This is a genomic window from Klebsiella ornithinolytica, from assembly GCF_030505655.1.
In the GTDB taxonomy this organism is placed as follows: domain Bacteria; phylum Pseudomonadota; class Gammaproteobacteria; order Enterobacterales; family Enterobacteriaceae; genus Klebsiella; species Klebsiella ornithinolytica.
Window position 1 is genome coordinate 134,309 of record NZ_CP130154.1, and the last position, 16,201, is coordinate 150,509.

The 16,201-nt window shown below is 45.8% G+C and carries 27 protein-coding genes; all 27 read left to right on the forward strand.

Annotated elements, in window-relative coordinates; all coding sequences use genetic code 11:
- Nucleotides 1-30 precede the first annotated feature (30 nt).
- The 27 genes from Q1L34_RS26910 to Q1L34_RS27040 all read left to right on the forward strand — a co-directional run bounded on the left by Q1L34_RS26910 (nucleotide 31) and on the right by Q1L34_RS27040 (nucleotide 15,915).
- Nucleotides 31-351: a DUF5983 family protein gene (locus Q1L34_RS26910; protein ID WP_014839967.1), complete on the forward strand. Its 321-nt coding sequence runs from the start codon at nucleotides 31-33 to the stop codon at nucleotides 349-351.
- An 80-nt stretch (nucleotides 352-431) separates the two neighbouring features.
- Nucleotides 432-746, forward strand: a complete 315-nt coding sequence (locus tag Q1L34_RS26915; protein ID WP_017900709.1) for a hypothetical protein — start codon at nucleotides 432-434, stop codon at nucleotides 744-746.
- A 286-nt stretch (nucleotides 747-1,032) separates the two neighbouring features.
- Complete coding sequence (locus Q1L34_RS26920) at nucleotides 1,033-1,236, forward strand: hypothetical protein (protein WP_014839968.1); 204 nt, start codon at nucleotides 1,033-1,035, stop codon at nucleotides 1,234-1,236.
- 42 nt (nucleotides 1,237-1,278) lie between these two features.
- The gene (locus Q1L34_RS26925; RefSeq protein ID WP_025999286.1) at nucleotides 1,279-1,890 is read left to right on the forward strand and encodes a hypothetical protein; all 612 of its coding nucleotides are present in this window, start codon (nucleotides 1,279-1,281) and stop codon (nucleotides 1,888-1,890) included.
- Between the two features lie 64 nt (nucleotides 1,891-1,954).
- Nucleotides 1,955-2,200: a hypothetical protein gene (locus tag Q1L34_RS26930; RefSeq protein WP_014839969.1), complete on the forward strand. Its 246-nt coding sequence runs from the start codon at nucleotides 1,955-1,957 to the stop codon at nucleotides 2,198-2,200.
- A gap of 327 nt (nucleotides 2,201-2,527) precedes the next feature.
- Nucleotides 2,528-3,262, forward strand: coding sequence for a hypothetical protein (locus Q1L34_RS26935; RefSeq protein WP_017900706.1), 735 nt, complete (start codon nucleotides 2,528-2,530; stop codon nucleotides 3,260-3,262).
- A 298-nt stretch (nucleotides 3,263-3,560) separates the two neighbouring features.
- Nucleotides 3,561-3,752 carry a hypothetical protein gene (locus Q1L34_RS26940; RefSeq protein ID WP_223226679.1) on the forward strand — a complete coding sequence of 64 codons (192 nt, stop codon included), beginning with the start codon at nucleotides 3,561-3,563 and terminating at the stop codon, nucleotides 3,750-3,752.
- A 3-nt stretch (nucleotides 3,753-3,755) separates the two neighbouring features.
- The gene (locus Q1L34_RS26945) at nucleotides 3,756-4,829 is read left to right on the forward strand and encodes a hypothetical protein (RefSeq protein WP_017900705.1); all 1,074 of its coding nucleotides are present in this window, start codon (nucleotides 3,756-3,758) and stop codon (nucleotides 4,827-4,829) included.
- Between the two features lie 416 nt (nucleotides 4,830-5,245).
- Complete coding sequence (locus Q1L34_RS26950) at nucleotides 5,246-5,653, forward strand: hypothetical protein (RefSeq protein WP_017900703.1); 408 nt, start codon at nucleotides 5,246-5,248, stop codon at nucleotides 5,651-5,653.
- Nucleotides 5,650-5,934, forward strand: a complete 285-nt coding sequence (locus tag Q1L34_RS26955; RefSeq protein ID WP_017900702.1) for a hypothetical protein — start codon at nucleotides 5,650-5,652, stop codon at nucleotides 5,932-5,934. The genes Q1L34_RS26950 and Q1L34_RS26955 overlap by 4 nt, the downstream gene beginning before the upstream one ends.
- A 369-nt stretch (nucleotides 5,935-6,303) precedes the next feature.
- Nucleotides 6,304-6,636: a hypothetical protein gene (locus Q1L34_RS28405; protein ID WP_305955157.1), complete on the forward strand. Its 333-nt coding sequence runs from the start codon at nucleotides 6,304-6,306 to the stop codon at nucleotides 6,634-6,636.
- Between the two features lie 256 nt (nucleotides 6,637-6,892).
- Complete coding sequence (locus tag Q1L34_RS26965) at nucleotides 6,893-7,525, forward strand: hypothetical protein (protein WP_017900701.1); 633 nt, start codon at nucleotides 6,893-6,895, stop codon at nucleotides 7,523-7,525.
- Between the two features lie 39 nt (nucleotides 7,526-7,564).
- A complete protein-coding gene (locus Q1L34_RS26970) occupies nucleotides 7,565-8,086 on the forward strand; it encodes a DUF262 domain-containing protein (protein ID WP_017900700.1) in 522 nt (173 codons plus the stop codon).
- Nucleotides 8,087-8,178: 92 nt separating this feature from the next.
- Nucleotides 8,179-8,466, forward strand: coding sequence for a hypothetical protein (locus tag Q1L34_RS26975; protein WP_009654227.1), 288 nt, complete (start codon nucleotides 8,179-8,181; stop codon nucleotides 8,464-8,466).
- 252 nt (nucleotides 8,467-8,718) lie between these two features.
- On the forward strand, nucleotides 8,719-9,039 hold the full coding sequence (locus Q1L34_RS26980; protein ID WP_009654204.1) for a hypothetical protein: 321 nt from the start codon (nucleotides 8,719-8,721) through the stop codon (nucleotides 9,037-9,039).
- 89 nt (nucleotides 9,040-9,128) lie between these two features.
- Nucleotides 9,129-9,563: a hypothetical protein gene (locus Q1L34_RS26985; protein ID WP_017900698.1), complete on the forward strand. Its 435-nt coding sequence runs from the start codon at nucleotides 9,129-9,131 to the stop codon at nucleotides 9,561-9,563.
- Between the two features lie 85 nt (nucleotides 9,564-9,648).
- Complete coding sequence (locus Q1L34_RS26990) at nucleotides 9,649-10,281, forward strand: polyamine aminopropyltransferase (protein WP_017900697.1); 633 nt, start codon at nucleotides 9,649-9,651, stop codon at nucleotides 10,279-10,281.
- Between the two features lie 281 nt (nucleotides 10,282-10,562).
- Complete coding sequence (locus Q1L34_RS26995; RefSeq protein WP_025999285.1) at nucleotides 10,563-10,907, forward strand: DUF957 domain-containing protein; 345 nt, start codon at nucleotides 10,563-10,565, stop codon at nucleotides 10,905-10,907.
- On the forward strand, nucleotides 10,904-11,149 hold the full coding sequence (locus Q1L34_RS27000; protein ID WP_017900695.1) for a hypothetical protein: 246 nt from the start codon (nucleotides 10,904-10,906) through the stop codon (nucleotides 11,147-11,149). Before Q1L34_RS26995 ends, Q1L34_RS27000 begins: the two co-directional genes overlap by 4 nt.
- Before the next feature lie 34 nt (nucleotides 11,150-11,183).
- Nucleotides 11,184-11,612: a hypothetical protein gene (locus Q1L34_RS27005; RefSeq protein WP_017900694.1), complete on the forward strand. Its 429-nt coding sequence runs from the start codon at nucleotides 11,184-11,186 to the stop codon at nucleotides 11,610-11,612.
- An 88-nt stretch (nucleotides 11,613-11,700) separates the two neighbouring features.
- Nucleotides 11,701-11,865, forward strand: coding sequence for a hypothetical protein (locus Q1L34_RS27010; protein ID WP_014839972.1), 165 nt, complete (start codon nucleotides 11,701-11,703; stop codon nucleotides 11,863-11,865).
- A 646-nt stretch (nucleotides 11,866-12,511) separates the two neighbouring features.
- A complete protein-coding gene (locus Q1L34_RS27015; protein WP_017900693.1) occupies nucleotides 12,512-13,753 on the forward strand; it encodes a hypothetical protein in 1,242 nt (413 codons plus the stop codon).
- 104 nt (nucleotides 13,754-13,857) lie between these two features.
- Nucleotides 13,858-14,280, forward strand: a complete 423-nt coding sequence (locus Q1L34_RS27020; protein ID WP_009654205.1) for a hypothetical protein — start codon at nucleotides 13,858-13,860, stop codon at nucleotides 14,278-14,280.
- Entirely contained in the window at nucleotides 14,273-14,455 is a 183-nt protein-coding gene (locus Q1L34_RS27025) for a hypothetical protein (protein WP_009654202.1), read from the forward strand. The genes Q1L34_RS27020 and Q1L34_RS27025 overlap by 8 nt, the downstream gene beginning before the upstream one ends.
- Nucleotides 14,448-14,867, forward strand: coding sequence for a hypothetical protein (locus Q1L34_RS27030; RefSeq protein WP_017900692.1), 420 nt, complete (start codon nucleotides 14,448-14,450; stop codon nucleotides 14,865-14,867). The genes Q1L34_RS27025 and Q1L34_RS27030 overlap by 8 nt, the downstream gene beginning before the upstream one ends.
- A gap of 23 nt (nucleotides 14,868-14,890) precedes the next feature.
- Complete coding sequence (locus Q1L34_RS27035) at nucleotides 14,891-15,328, forward strand: hypothetical protein (protein WP_017900691.1); 438 nt, start codon at nucleotides 14,891-14,893, stop codon at nucleotides 15,326-15,328.
- Nucleotides 15,329-15,423: 95 nt separating this feature from the next.
- Nucleotides 15,424-15,915, forward strand: a complete 492-nt coding sequence (locus Q1L34_RS27040; RefSeq protein ID WP_017900690.1) for a P-loop NTPase family protein — start codon at nucleotides 15,424-15,426, stop codon at nucleotides 15,913-15,915.
- Nucleotides 15,916-16,201 lie beyond the last annotated feature (286 nt).

The following is a 16,201-nucleotide window of genomic DNA, read 5'->3' on the forward strand; positions in this document are numbered from 1 at the left end:
ATACAAAATTCATTATTAAGGAATCCTGATATGGGAATTCAAATTAAAGAAAGTTACACCACTGCTGTTATCAGCACCGCGCACATTGCTAAAGAAGATACTGAGTTATTAACTGATGCCAGTTATAATCCCCGAACAGATAGTGGACGTAGCTGGATCCACGTAAACGAATATGGTTATATTATTCGGACCAGCGTTGAAAATCCGGGGTGGAAACAGCTTTTACGAGACGATGGTATCTCCTGGCCTACAATTGAAAATATCGAAAAAGTGATTAATGCTGGGTACGAATGTGTTCATTTTGACCGTGACGCAGATATCGTTGATGGTCTGATGGCGTGGGAATGGTAACTACTCATTACCAGGGCTCCTTAACCTATAGGGAAGGGGCCCATATATAATTGGCAGTACAGAAAAAAAAGGAGTCATTAATGGATATGCTTAACGGGTGCAGTTCAGCTCCTCAGGTTTCAACATCAACCGCTATTGCTGGTGGACGCGAAGTCATTGTGACCGGTTGTGTGACAAAGCAGGGCAGAGCTATTCATTTCTGCAATCATAAGCTACTCAGCGGTAGCAATAATAATCTCTGGTTCCCAGTGGACACCGTAGATGACTGGTTTTCCGGCATTGAACGAGTGCTGGTTATGAATGGGCTTGCTGAGAATGTCGTAAACCTCACGCCGTTAATTGAAGGTTCAGAATATTTCGACTGGAAAGTAAAGTATAACCTCCGGGTTATCTGACTCACAAAAAGTTACTTTCTTGCTTAACGCTTATGAACAATCAGAGAAATCAATTGGCTGTCCACCAGCTTCTGGACAGCCGTTCTTCTAATTAGATCTTATCCAGAAATTACAAGATAACTCCATTTCTGTCCCGTTAATTGTCGTTTTGAAAAAATCATAATGATAAAATCAAATTCACCGTAGAGCTTGTCACCTGCCTGAAAAAAAACAGGGGCTTGATAAGGCGATTTAAAAATGTATCCTGGTTTGATGAATAGTCATTTCCGGGTGAAGGGAGAATTTAATGGCTGTCCAAAAAACTCATACTGGCATCGTGATTACCAAAGACGGCGAGGTAACAAAGAAATTTCATGAAACACCGACCATGTGGGTGGTCAATAAAACTGAATGTTATCGCAAGGATAACGGCATACGCCATTTTGGTGAAAGAACCCGCCGCCGCCTTGTCCTCGAATCCATAAAACCAATACCTGAAGTTAAAAATTAACTAACTTAATTATTTAATTAGTTGACAAAAAAGGAAAAAATAATGAATAGCCATTCTCCAAAAGTCGTCATGATGGACAGTGACGAAGCAGCCAGTATTCAAACATTAACGGGATGGGTCGATCGTCAGGGGCGTTTCTGGGGAGATAACGAACATCAGGCCCGCTGGAGTGGTTCAACGCACCGCAAATGTGGAAAACATCCGGAACAACATCCTGCATACCCTTCTAACAGTTATTGTGAATCATGCAGAAAAGAAGATCGCCAGGCTAAGTTTGCAGAAATGAAGCGGGTGGCCTGGCGCGGCGAACCGTTGGTGATTTTCGATACGGATACCTATTTTTTTGATGCCGAGTCGCTGGAGGATTATTGCCGTGACCATGACGTTTTACCCGGTGATCTGCAACTGGTTATCTGTCTTCCAAACCATATAGATCAGTTTGATATCCTGCAACATTGCGAAGAAATTCTACCCGAAGATGGTGAGATAAGCTTTATCCCTGAAGCTGTCCAGGTGGCGGTTGAGGCGTTGAATAAAGCGATCAAAGAAAGCGCAGCGGTCTCATGGAGCCAGGGCTCCCTGGTAGCTGTTTTACCGGATGACCTGCTGAATGCCGGTGAGAAGACCGCAGGGCAGAAAGAACAAACCGCCTGATAATGGCGGTGGGCACCACCGATAATTACGGGGCTTGTAAGCCCCTAAATTAGGGCTGACAGATATGTTAATGCAGACAGAAAAGGCAGTATTACAAATTGCGGAGTATATCCCCCGAGCTTGCCGCAATATGAAACTCTTTGAGGCAAAGGCCCGACTTGCAACCAAAATCGCATTGTATATTGTTGACGGCTGCTGTGACGAAGTACTCAATCTGGCTTTCAAACCTGCACTTAACTGCCGCACCAGGGAACAGTTTTTTAACCATATTCAGCAAATTAAAAACGGAGCTGGCAATGTTCGCTTTTAATGACGTTAATACTCCGCATGAATGCTTCAAGAAATGTCGTTGCTACCTCCCCCCAAAGCAACGCGAACAGCATCGTTTAACCCAGCATGTTTCTGAATTTGACGAGCATCCCGCTGACCAGATTGACCAATACAAGGACTACCCCGATGCGTAAAGATAACAATGTCCTCCCTCCAAAGATTAACAACGGTGTTCTCCGGCGATGGAATGCTCAGCGTGGGCAAAGAAATAGCAGGGGTGGGAGATATAAACGCTTCCCTTCAGTTCACAACTTGAACGAGTGGGTCGTTGATCGTTTGATCTCAGAAATTATCGCAGAGGACAGAGATGCCTGATAACACCGAACTGACACATGATGAAATCATTGCTGCGTTGGCACAGCTGAAGCAGATCAGCGAATACCCAACTCCCTCTACTCAATACGCACGCGTCTTACTTAAATATATTACTACGCTGGTGGAGTCGCAGAAGAAGGCGCATTCAGTAATGGCTGGAGTCGTAACCACAGCATGTATCCGGGGAGTCAGACCATTTGATGGAATTGAGTGCGATCCCCCAACTCTGGAAGAAAATGCGGAAGCGTGTGGCGATGCCATGTCTGCTCGAATCAGAGAACTGGAATCTAACCCACCAAAACCTAAGGAATTAGCCGAAGCGCTTTTTCTGATTGCAACTTTACGTGAGCAAAGCGACGGTTGGGAGCGTAAAGCCATTAACAGTTTCGCTGAGCGTACGCAGATGTTCCAGCGCATTGCCGAGTTGGAAAAGAGAAACCAAGAACTGGAGTCAGGGCTGTTAATTCCAGCCGAAGTTGAGAGCCAGGACCGAGCATCTGGCATGAACGCTGAGGCAATTTGTGTCGACGGGAACAAACCTGGCATGATTGTGGCGGTGCACATTGATGCCGGTGACTTTGTTAATGTTAATGGTCTGATATTAAAGGTAATTGAAACCGACTTTGACGACCACGACGTAACTTTATATTTGGCTGGTGGTGAAGAGTTTAAATGTGCTGCTGGTTACCTGATAGAAGTGGTTCCTGTACCAGAGGATGAAGAGTAATGGCTAAGCGCGATTTTATCCCAGCTGGCGCGACCTGCTGGCAGGGCGGTTGTTGTACTCACAGGGGGATTACCCGTCGCCATCGTTATGTTACCGGGGGCGATGGGCGGAAATTCGAATCGTGTTCCTATACTGACGACTGGTACGCACTTGGCGACACGATTGACTCTTATGGGAGACCATACCGGTATCGAATCACGGGTGAGAAGGCCACGGTTCTTACTCAGTTCTGCTTAGAAAATTTAAAGCCAGAGTAAAACAGACAATGAAAAAATATACCGAGCTTGACAGAATAATCATGGAAAAAATCGGTGTTACCCCGATCCCTTTTCACCTCTTGTTTTCCCACGACGACATCCCGGCCGAATGCAAAAAAATTGCCATGAAAGAAGGAAAAAGCGAGCCATTTCGCATCCTCGATCGTCGGCTTCAGGCTCTACGTAAAGCCGGAAATATCCGTAGCACTTCTAAAGGTTGGGTGAGGACTTAACAAATGACCACTAAATTACCATTAACAGACGAACGCCTCTCCACCATCAGTGATTACTTTGTTGCGATGGAAGAACATTACAGTGACCCGGCAGACAGAGAGAATTTTGAAATTTTCAGTGATGCTAAAGCCTTTCTGGCAGAGCTACAGCAACGTCGCAAGGCTGCAACAGGTCGCGAACCGGTGGGCATTAAGCTCCCCCCTAAGATGTCGAATGATCGCATAAATGCGCATGAATTAAGCACAGGCGTCGACGTCTGGAACCGATGTATTGATGAAGTGGCAAAGCTGAACGGCAAATGTATCCCGTCAGTTCCATCCGGGCTTCACCCAAATACGCAAAAGCTCGTGACCGAATTCTGCACCGAGCTGGCTGAAAAGCTTTATAAGGCGCAACTCAAGTACGGCCACTCAGATAACTGGTCATACGCAAATTGGGAAATTGAGTGCCAGACAGCTTTCCACGAGCATATCGCCAAAGGTGACCCCCGCGACGTTGCCGCGTACTGCGCATTTATGTGGTATCACGGCTGGAGAACCGAGGTCGAGCGTCGAGAACAGGTCGTGCCAGATGAGGTCGAGCATGTAGCCGCCGTACTAGAGCTTATCGGTGGTTTTGAGGCTGCTGATATCGATAGCGACACAGTAGATTTACGGTTTGAGATCGACGATGTGGACACTGGCTCTGACGTATCCATTACTGAATATGCCGCACGCGGTTCCGCTATTATCCGTATGCTGGCTGGCAATGCTCCGGTAAATCCAGACAGTTGCATTCTAGAGGCGCTGGAGAACATACAAACCGAGAATGAAGTGGCACGAGACCAGTTAGTCATTCTCCAGCTGACGCTATTAAAGCAGCAGAGAAAGATTGCCGAGCTGGAGTCCCGCACCGTGAAGCTGCCGAAACCTAAAGATTCTGACCCGGGTTGGAAAATTGATCCGGAATTTATCAGCAAAGTTCAGAACGAGATAGGGTACGATGACCAATGCGAATGCTGGGAGGGTACACCTTCCATGGAGGTAGTAGAGGCCGTTTTGCTGGCCGCCGCTGGCATCAAGATGGAGGTTGAATAGATGGCATTCATATCTCAACTGGGAACAATACCAAAGAGTAGCGGAAGAGTGCCAGGTTCTAAGTTCGTTTCGTTTAGAAAGACAAAATCTGGTGCTACTGGTGGGCTTATTACTAAGGACACTGGACTGCGCGGAACCAAAATAGACATTCAGATTGATGAGGATAATAAAACTATCCGTCTTGGCGAGTACGAGAACGGAGTGATGGTAACTCAAAGACAGGGCGTATTCAGTTGCTCGGTTAGCGTATTTAATGCAGTGGGAAAGTGCCGAATATCCCTGACTGATGGCGGGGACGGGTGGTGGTACGGAAGTTATAAATAAGTAGGCAGCTAACCACTATTATCCGGTTTATAACAAAAACCAGGTTCTCCCCCTGCTGGAATCACTTGGACTTAGATTTTTTAGGCGGATGCATGAGTAGAGACGAAAATATTCAGGCTGTATTTGATCTAAAAGCTGGTTATACACTTGGGCTCGCCGACATCGAGATTCTTAAGAGAGTGGCCCGGATGGCGCTGGCCGCAATGGACGGCGAGCCGGTAGTGTTTACCGACGAACGAAACCTTCATCATATTGCCATGGGCCGAGAAACCTCTCTGATTTGGGGCAAACAGAACCATGAGGCGGGAGATATCCCGCTCTTTCGCCACGCTAAGCCAGCGCCGGTAGTGCCGGTAGTGCCGGATGCATTGATTAAAGCTGTAGATTTTTATGAACAGGTTAAACGTGAAAATCCGTCAGTAGAAACGGGAGCCTGGAAAGATGCCGTGGAGTGGGTACTGAAGGAAGCCTGCCTGGCTGCTAAAAAGGATGAGTCATGACACAGAAAATCAGATTAACAGACGCGCAAGTCTATACGCTGCGCCGAATGAAAAGCGGCACCAGATACTTTCTACAGGGCGATGGAAGGCGTGGAGATGAGGACAACGGTACGCGCAGAGTCAACTGCCCGTCGCTTCCCGTCCTCTTTAGAAATGGTCTCGTTGATTTTTGCAGTGATTGCGTAAAGCAGAATTACACCTGGTATAGCGTGAAGTTGACGCCTGAAGGAGCAAAAGCCGCAAATGGTTCTCAGACAAGGAAAGAGCGCGGTTTGCCCTGATGAGGGTTGCTTACAGTGCCATGATGCAATTGATCTCGGATACCTGTCAGCATAACAGTCAGAAAAAGTTACTTTCTTTTCTCCCCAGCAGTGATAATCCCCGGCACTATCGGGTGTTTTTAGATATTCTCCATGTTTACTTTTTCATGCTTCGGGGAGAATATTTTAATTCATCGTTAATTATTTCTCAGTGTTTATGAAATCACCATGGTTTATTTTTTGTGGAGCGACCATTGGATGCCGTCAGAAAAAGTTTCTTTCCTGGTGATATGCAATTAGGGGCTTGCGAAAACGATTCGAAATAGTATCCTGGTTTGAGGTCGAATAATTTTATCCAAGACTGGACACCACATTCCGGGAGCGATGAACATGAGCAAGGTACCTGAACAAAAAAAGCATGTAATTAATTTTGAATGCGACCATTGCGGACGCAGCTATGACGATACTGATGTTTGTACTTCTGACGATTGCCCTGATAATGAAATCGCTATGCCAGACCTACTCAATTACTGGACAGTTGATGAAGTGGCTGAATGTCTCGACGGCGTGGGTGATGATCTTTACAGAAAGCTATGGTCGTACATTACAGCAGAGACTGATGGTAACCCGCCACTGGCTAAAGTTGCCTGGGAAGCGTTGACTCATGAAGAGAAGGCTGAAATGGTCCAGGCAGTGGAACAAGAGTTCCCTGACGGTGATTAAGTTCAGTAATGTGTGACAAACAAAGTGTCGTGCCGGTAATGGGTAAAGAACGGAAATAATACACAGCAAACCCTATAAATACCTTCCACCAGCAGCAATGGACATTTACGCTTGTATCCATTCTGGAAGAGCAGGCGACAGGCCTGCTTTAAAAAAGAACAACTAAACAGCTGGTGGATTGGGATAATTTAATCAACTTTAGTGTTATCTGAGTGGTAACGCGATATTTTCACTTAAATATTTCATGGTGAATTAAATGAAAGCATTAAACGAACTACAGTTACGCCAGATATCCGCATGCCCTGGGAACATTGAGTTACAGGATTGGTTGAAAATACTTGTTGCTGATAATGCAGTGCTCGTTCGTTCTTTAACGGTCATCGCTAATTCAGATGAGCATCATGGTAAGACGATGGTCTGTGATTTTGATTCGTTGATTTCTGTAGCTACTGCTGGTCTGAAAGAGCATGAGCAACTCCTTAAAGGGAACACTTCACCTGATTGCGAACAACAAGAAACAAACATCCCTATGTTCTACGTGGATGGAGAGGCGGCAATACGTCTTCTCAAGGGGCATACTCGTTATGCAGCCATGACGACTGAGCCAAAGTCTGGTAAGACGTTGCCGCTTTACATAAACGCTCAATCTGCGTCAGTCGCACCGGCAGAAACAGAGCGAAAAGGTAAAAGGCTCCGCGTTGCAGAAGGGAGGTATGCCGCTTTTTTCCCTCAAGAGCGGCCACTCGATGGAGCGCAGATCATCGCATGGGATGAGAACGGTAATTTGTTAGGCATTGGTTTTGGACGAGACACACGCGATACGGGAGTTGCTATCATCGTCAACGGAAAAAAATACGACTCAAACCATGTGATTCACTGGTGTAGTTAGCCATTCGAATGTGGCCGGTATGTAAGGAAGATGAGAATTATGACCAGTACCAACAGAGTTCGGGACGCTGAAATCTTTCGGGCCAGAACGGGGGAGTATCCGGTTGACATGTACATCAAGTGGCTGAAGGATGGCGCACTGGATTTCGATGCCGACTATCAACGTGACTATGTCTGGGGGCATGAGGAACAACAGGCTTTTTTACAGGGGCTGATATCCGGCTTTCCTCTGGGGTATGTGGCGCTGGCGAGAGCCCCCGACTGGGCGTCCCGGGATGGTGCATATATTGAGGTTGTTGACGGCAAGCAGCGACTGACAACGTTAAGGCTGTTTATCAACAACAAAATTTCACTGGCGCTCGCAGGGGGGCCGGTTTTCTGGCAGGACCTAACTCGTGGTGAGCAACTCGCCTTTGGTGCCCCCACGTTAACCGCCGTGGTGCTTGATGACGCCACGCCACAAGACCGTCTTGACTATTTTATTGCAGTTAACTTCACCGGCATGCCACAAAGCGAGGAGCATAAACACAGGGTTCTCGCACTCAAAGGAAATATTCAGTAACGATCAGTCAACTTGTCAGTTAACGAGAGCATGATGAGTCAGTTGCTGGTTTGCACCAACCCTTTCAGGATGTATATCGGGAGGTCTGTTAAGTGGATCAGAATCAGGTTTTAGACGCAATCAATAATGACGATGTTACAGCACATGAATTGTTGAGCGAAGCAATGCCAAACGCCGCCTCCCGTTTTTACCGGACGGCAAAAAATCTCTCCAGACTCCTGGATGAAATTCACGAGCATTTCCCGGATGCATCGTATTATGCCGCATCCGGCACGTTATGCTTACTGCTGGGGGAGAGCCATAGCAAGTCTGACGTGGCGCAGCAGGAGCTTTTAGCCCATGCAGCTCCTGGCTTGAGGGTTGAAGGGGGGGACTGGTAGTGGAGAATACTTTCGGTAAAGAGTGACTGGTAAACGTCATTGTGGGGGATATTAGTTGGCCGATTATTTTGTCAGTAGCCGTAAATCCTGAATACCGTTACTATCCGTAAATCGGCAGTCTTTCCTTGAACGTTGAGCCGTATATTAGCATTAATACCTAAAACCCCCTCCGGCTATTCGCCGGAAAATCAGATACTGGGAAAGGGAGGAAGAAAGTGATGCTTATGAATTTTTTCCATGAAGGTGGTTAGTATGCGTAAATCCGTTTCATTTGCAGTGGTTACTTTTTTTACTGGTATCAACCTCGTTATAAACCCGTTCCTGGAGGAACCTGCATTATGGGGGGCGCTCCTTGCAGGCATTTTCATTCTGATAAACATTGTGGCGGAAAAAATGCATCTTTGGAGTGGCGTTGCGTGGATTATAGCCGCTGGCATAATTCTCGCCATGATGATTAATGGTTACGTTCTAGGCGATAAATTCAAATATCTTATCTGCGTTTTCTCTTTCTTGTCTTCTGCCTGGTATTCCGTTGTAGAGTTTAGGAAGAAAAAAGCAGCGCAGGCTTCATAATATAAGGGTTTATGCGCGAGCAGATTAATATACTTTTCGCGAAATCTAACCTGATTTTTTGTGTTTAACCAGAAAGTAAAGGCTGAATTATGGTAACTGAAAAGGAACTAATTGCATTTGACCTACTACAGAACTTCGGCGAACGATGGAAATACCGATATTCAGCTGGCGCTAAATATATATTTGCCAGCAGTAAGGCTCGGGCAATTGAAGGTGCTACAGAAGCATTCAGGAAAGCTAGACCGGGTGAGCTTTTAACACGTGAGGAACGCTATGAGAAAGCAAACCAAGATGATATCGAACAGTCGGATAATCGGTGGAAACACCTTAACCTTGACGATCTGCAAGCGCTTTTCTCACGAATGGGAGGTGATATTAAGTCGCTACAGGGGGCCTCTCTACGTGAGTTCACCGGGAACGGCGGTCGGCGTACGTCAAGTGCGGTTGCGGCTCAGGGGGCACGGGATACAGCACTAATGTGTATGCGACTTGAGCGCTACATACAATGGCGGCGGGAAAAATAGACTTTCTTGGCTCCATATCCCTGCATCAGCTGCAATACTGTGATAATTTTACGTCATCAACGTCTCGGAAATTCAGGTAGGCCGTATGAACGCTATTTTTTCTGATCTCCCAGTCAAAGACGGTAAATCCGGCTCGTGGACATTGGATACTTTCACTATCACCGAAAATGACGCAGAACGTCTTGCTATTCGTGCCGACTTTTCAGGCAATCAGGATGAATTTATTCCAGCGGGAGAGTATCGTCGTCTCTCATACAACAGTGATGTCGTGATGTCCAACACACCGATGGAAATACGGACCTGCATGGATTTCATCGAGCGGGCGACAGGCCACGTGCTTATCAATGGACTGGGCCTTGGAATGGTGCTTAATGCAGTATTAATGAAAGCAGACGTCACGCACGTTACTGTTATTGAGAAAGAGCAGGACGTGATCAACCTTGTCGCCGCGAGCTTTGCGGACGATAAACGCGTAGAAATTATCTGTGCAGATGCGATGACTTTCGTTCCACCAGCAGAGGTCACCTATGATGTATGCTGGCACGACATATGGCCTCAGTTCTCAATGGGGAATCTTGATGAAATGGAAATGTTGGAAAGAAAGTACCTTTATCGTTGCCAGTGGCAGGGTTCCTGGGGTAAGGAACAATGCGAGAAAGAGTTAATTAATTTTATCCAGATTGAGGGTGAAATTGAAAAATGGCTGCAAAGGGTTTAATGAAAATAAATCGTCGTATATAACACCGGCATGACCCTGTTTTTACTCAGAAGTTATGGTGTGGTATATTTAGGTGTTATTGTTGTTTTTTCTGGCTTAATTCGAATTAATGGATTTTCTGGTAACCCCCATATAAATCAACCTCCGCCTTTGTTGTTTAAATGGGGTTGCATACGCAATTAAATAATGTATCCTGGAGTTCGGGTTATCTGTGGTTTTCGTACGTAAATTGCGCACCACTACAAGGTAATATATCTGCTCACTTTATTATGGGGTTTATTATGAGCGCACAAGATTCTTTGGAAATACTTCTCGCCTGGCTTGAGGATAATGTTGAAATGGAAACAGATATCATCTTTGCTGATGATATTGACTCCGCAGCCATGATACCCGCAGTCCAGGCTGCTATCGCTGGTTTAAAATTTGATATATTTAACGATGAAGTGAGAAACCTGTTAAAGGTTAAACATAAGCAGGTTGTTAAAGACGCTCTGGACGCAAGCTCAGACTTTCTGGATACGGATTGCGTCATGGACCGACTGGGTATTTCATACAGTGATGCAGAACTCCGGACTTCCGGTGCTCTGGAGCTGCATAACGCTCTTCTCGGATGGGCATCAGAATGACCGAAATAGCCCAATGCCCGGCAGTTAAGCAAATTAACTTTTATATACTGGAGGCCTCACCGGAGTTGCTGGTGGATCGCCGGGTATATCTTGAAGTTGTGCTGCTGAAAATCTGGCGAAGCCGACTTGAGACAATCCGGTCCTGGAATTGTGTTTCTGATGAAGATCGCATTCTGGCTGAAGCATATCAACGTGGCATAGATTTTCTGACGAAAACAGTCAGGCTCGTCACCCTGGATTGATTCTTTAACTCAACTGTGATGCAGAGGACGGAACATGTCTGAGAGCAAAGCCTTCAGGCCCGATGGCGGTGGAATGAGCTTAGGGCGCATTCAGGAAATTGCCGATAACCCGTATTGTGATGAAGAAAAACGGTGGCTGGCTCAAACGTTTCTGGCAAGAGCCAGTCAAAAACCAGCTGCATATGTGGATGCTGTTAATCTGCGCCAACTCCAGAGGGGGGAAGTGGAATCAGCGGTAATTTTTACCAATATGGAATGTACCGCCCTATATCTCAATCCACCTGCCATTCTTAACGGCGTCGATACAGCACAGGTGACGAGAAGTGCAGACCTGCTCGATTTAGAGCTACGCATTGCAGAAGCAAAAAAAATGGGTCTCGACACGACCTCGGTTGAACAGAAGTACCACGAGTTAATTGAAGAGATTCGATCGAACAGGCATCATTCCGGGAACGAACGTTGACCTGCTCAGTATGGTTATGGTTTGCAGTCAGATAAAGTAACTTTTAAATATAAAACACCATAAATAAAACGGTTAAAAAGGTGGTCGAATGAAAACCAACGAACAATTACTCAGTGCACTGATTGCGGCACTGGAATGGATTGATGCAGTTCCTTCGGATACGGTTCTGCCTGCTATGCCAGGATTTGACCGCGACGAAGTGAACGAGTTGATCGCAAACGCCCGCAAAGAGCTGCAATCAAAGGTGAGCTAAACAGATGAGCCGTACCGTGCATAGCAGGAGACTTGTACCTGCTATGTTTCCGGCGACGTGGTACTGAACCTGAAAAGTAACTTTTCCATCGACGTTCGGGGGCCTTTTTTTGAACAGGAATCAACATGACGGGTCAAGCGTCTACGATTTTCACAATCAGATAAAAATGGTTTCTTCCTTCCCCCACAAGCTTTGCCACCATTCCCAGCGCCGCTTTTGTCAAAAAGTTACTTTTGAAAGCACTGACTCAGCACCTAAAAAAGTTACTTTTCTGCCCTTGTAAACGTGTCCGATCGTCTTTTCCACCCTCAAATAAAAGTAACTTTTGACAATTTATGCCAAAAACCAATGAAACACGCATCTTTCCTATGCCCCTTCATTTCTCGTATCTCATTCAAAATGCTCCAGAAATTATGAAATACGGGAAACCACTGCAAAAATTTTCTTCCTCTAAACACTAAAATCCGCCTCCTGGTTCCCTTGTCACAAAGAAATCATGTGTAGAATTTTTGCCGTGAACAAAAAAAAGTAACTTTTTTCACGCCAAAGTGAAAATAGGGGCTTGATGGAGCGTTTTGAAAATGTATCCTGGGTCTAACAACGGCAATGACCGTTAAACCACATACAACAGGAAGAGGAAAATTCAATGACTACTGCAACTCTGGCAACTCCAGCTAAAACCAAAAACGAAAATGTTTCTCTGCGTACCTTCTTAGAAAAAAACGGTATCGGTGGTCGTCTGGGCAATGGTCTTGTTATGGACCCGACGCATCTGAACATCATCCCTGGCTTTAACACCCGTACTGCTGGCCTGGGTGAGGCTTACTGGGAACTCCCGGAAGTTAAGGACCACCTGGCGCGTCTGGCGCAGCAATATGCCGATAGCCCACTGGAAATGGCCGCTATGGTTGTCCAGGTTCGTGATGGCCAGGTTGTCATTCGTCAGGGACACTGCCGTCACCGTGCAATCCCTCTGGCTAATAAAATTCGCGAAGAACGTGGAGAAGGCCCGGTAGATAAAATCCGTGTTGACGAGTTTCGTGGCTCGGATGGTAAAGCAGAGCTCTTTAACCTTAAAGGTAACGATCAACTGCCGGTTTCTATCGTTGCGCAGGCAGAATCACTGTACCGCCTGCACAACGATAGCGAAGAGCCTATGAGCATTGAGGAACTTGCCGAAGCCCGGAAAGTCTCCGTTACCCATGTTCGTAAATTGCTCAAAGTTCACACCGCCCCGGAAGCGTTAAAAGGTCTGGTCGTAAAAGGTGTTGTCGCATATTACGCTGCTCTCGACGTGATGGAAAAACATCCTGATAACTGTGTTGCTATTATTCAGGAAGCGTATGATAAGTTTGGCAAAGCCACTGACAAAACCATTGGGCAGGTCCTTCTTGCTCAGCGTGCAGGTGAAAACGGCACCAGCGGTGAATCTGATGGCAACGTGACAACCATTACAGCGACTGATGCAGGTAACGCATCTAATAGCACTGCTGGCGCTGCTGCTGGTGCAGTTGATGGCTCTGCAGGGAATGAGGCTGGTGTTGCTGGTGGTGGCTCGGAAGAAGGGGCAGGGAGTGACAATACCGAACCGACGCCGACTCCGGCCCCGAAACGCGAACCTAAACAAAATTTCAAAACTCAGCTGTCGGTATTCGACGTGCTGCCGAAAAAAATCTCAAAAGAGATCGTCGATAACTCGCTGGAAGTTATCAACCGTATCGTTGTTGATGCGAAAGAAATTCCGTTTATGGAAGACGGTGCGGAAGTTCTCACTAAAGCTCAATATCAACTGACTCTAACCTATGAAGAGTTCGTGCAACTGACAGCAGCCAAAGACAGCTACGATAAACATCTGGAAAAAATCCAGAAAAAAAACACAGAGCAGTAAGGTAATAACCGTAACCGGGGAGATATCCCCGGCTAACATCCTGTTTATTTCATTTCGAATACATTACCGGCTTGTTTTCAGATAAGCCAGGGGACATACATAAAATGAATTTTATTAAGCTTATTATTTTATTTGCCGTTGTGGCTTTGCTGGTTTATGGATTCAGCGGTTTATCAGGAAAAGATTCCGTCGCCTTTACATTTCTGAGCTTTGGTTTTTCAGCTGTTATAGCTGCATTTTTCTGGATAATGATTGTGTTGCTGGTGGCTCTGTATTTGTTTGCTTCAAGCTCAATCAGTATTTATCCAAAAATGCTTTTCCTGGAAGGTACACTTTTTGGCTGGTGGTATTTTGTTTTCAATTTTCTTATACCAGACGGACAGTCTCTAACCTTGCTGGGCGTAAATATCTATAACCTTGGGGGTTATTTTATATACGGAACGACCGTGCTTATTGGTATCGGTATTGTGATGATGATGTTCCGGCGGTCAACTAATCAGGTTGATAAGGTGAAAAAGCATGGCTGATTTCGCTTCAACAAAACAAAATTCATCGTTCGAGCTTTGGTTTGAACAACTCCAGATTTTGGCTGAACTGAATGGTGATGTCGCTGGAGAAAAGGCTGACTGGGTACAGGCCTATGAAGCGGGAATGGCTGTTGATTCTGCGTACTATGAAGCCTTTGGTGACAGTGATGACTGACACGAACAATCAGGAAAGAAACGGTTCAAAATTTCTGTTTGGTGTGACTTCTACCGACCGCATTATTCAGACTGAGCAAGGCGATGGATTCATTAATTCATGTATCGCAGCTCACGGGATTATCACCAAAATTATTTTGACGAGCTATCGTGCTGCTGGTGCTCTTACGGAGATGGTTCTCTTTAATGAGCAAGGTGCTACCTTCGTTATTACCATTGAGTCAGGGGTGTTTACACCTTCTGGATTCGTGCTAACTGATGAAGATATCCAGATAGCACACAAGCAGATCACATTATCCGACACAACAGACATATTAATCCTGGCAACGAGGATGGCTAGACGTGCAGGGCTTAAGCCCGTTTTTCCTGAACAATCGGAATTTAGTTCGATTTTAGAATTTACAGTCAATTAACGCACATTTATTAAGGTGAAAATATGAGTTCTGATGGTGTTGAATTGTCTTCTATATCCGATGGTGTTGAGTTGTCTTCTATATGGGAGGCGGGTTCCTGGTTTCCCGTTCGTGAGTTTGGCATTCTGTTATTAGTCATGCTGTTCCTGATGATTGTTTTTGGTATTTTTAGGAAAGATTTTTCCCATTTAAAACCACTGCTCACATTGTTTGTTTTGTTAATTGCTCTTGGCGGGACGATACTCTTTATGACCTTATTCTTTTCTGCCAAAAACAAAAATGAAGCTGAATGGCGAGACTGGGCAAAAGACCACTGTAAAATTGTTGCTAAAAAAGATGGGTCAACAACTACTGGTGTCGGTATATCCCTGAAAGGGCAGGCTGGCCTGTTTATTGGCGGAGAGCCAGGGCAGACCGGTTACAGTTGCGATGATGGCGTGACTTACTGGAAAAATGAGTAAGACCAACCATTGCGATATCCTTTTTACGTTCTATTTATAATCTGTTTGCGATAAATATCTATTTACTATTTCAGCTACCTGTAAGGAAATTTTATATGATGCAACATAATTCTTTACCTGAACTGGTTCAGGCGAATGTGGATGGCTACAGCCGTAGTATCAATAGTTTTTTGCAGCAAACTAAGGTGATGCCTCTGGCTTTCATCATTGGCGAATCTGGATCCGGTAAAACTTGTCTGGCTAATCTCGCATTACCAGGGGCTTTATATCCCACTGCGCGGGAAATCGCAGAATGTGACAATATCTCTGAAGACTTTTCAGGGGCTGACATAGTCATTGATGATATTGAGCTGTTTGACGCAGATAAAATCCACGAATGCATTCTGGCGGTTCGTGCATCAGGACATAAAATCATAATCACCGCCAATCCTGCAGAACATACTTTGTGTACAGGTCTCTTTAGTCGTCTACCTGTGCCTACTCGGTGTTTTTTTGCGAGGTTGCATGATCGCCATACTCTTCAGGAGATGAAGAGAGAAAAAGACTCCCTGAATATCCCGGCTACTGGTTCGAATTTTTCAGCCTAACTTAAACCCCGGCTTCGCAGTTTGGCTGGTATGTCCCCCGCTAGCGGGGGTTATCGGCAGTAATTTGATGCCCTCATTTGCACCTGAAGTATGTCCCCTGGATGCGGGGGTTATCGGATGCTGAGCCAGCTTAAACTGTGTGTCTGTCCCCCGTTGGCGGGGGTTATAGAGCAGTTGGTCTTTTCGGAATTGATTGTTTTCGGTGCGGGCCCCGTAAACGGGGGGATGGACGATAGCGAAAGCTCTCCTTGATTCCTCTCTTGTGTGCCCACAATCTCGCGGGGGG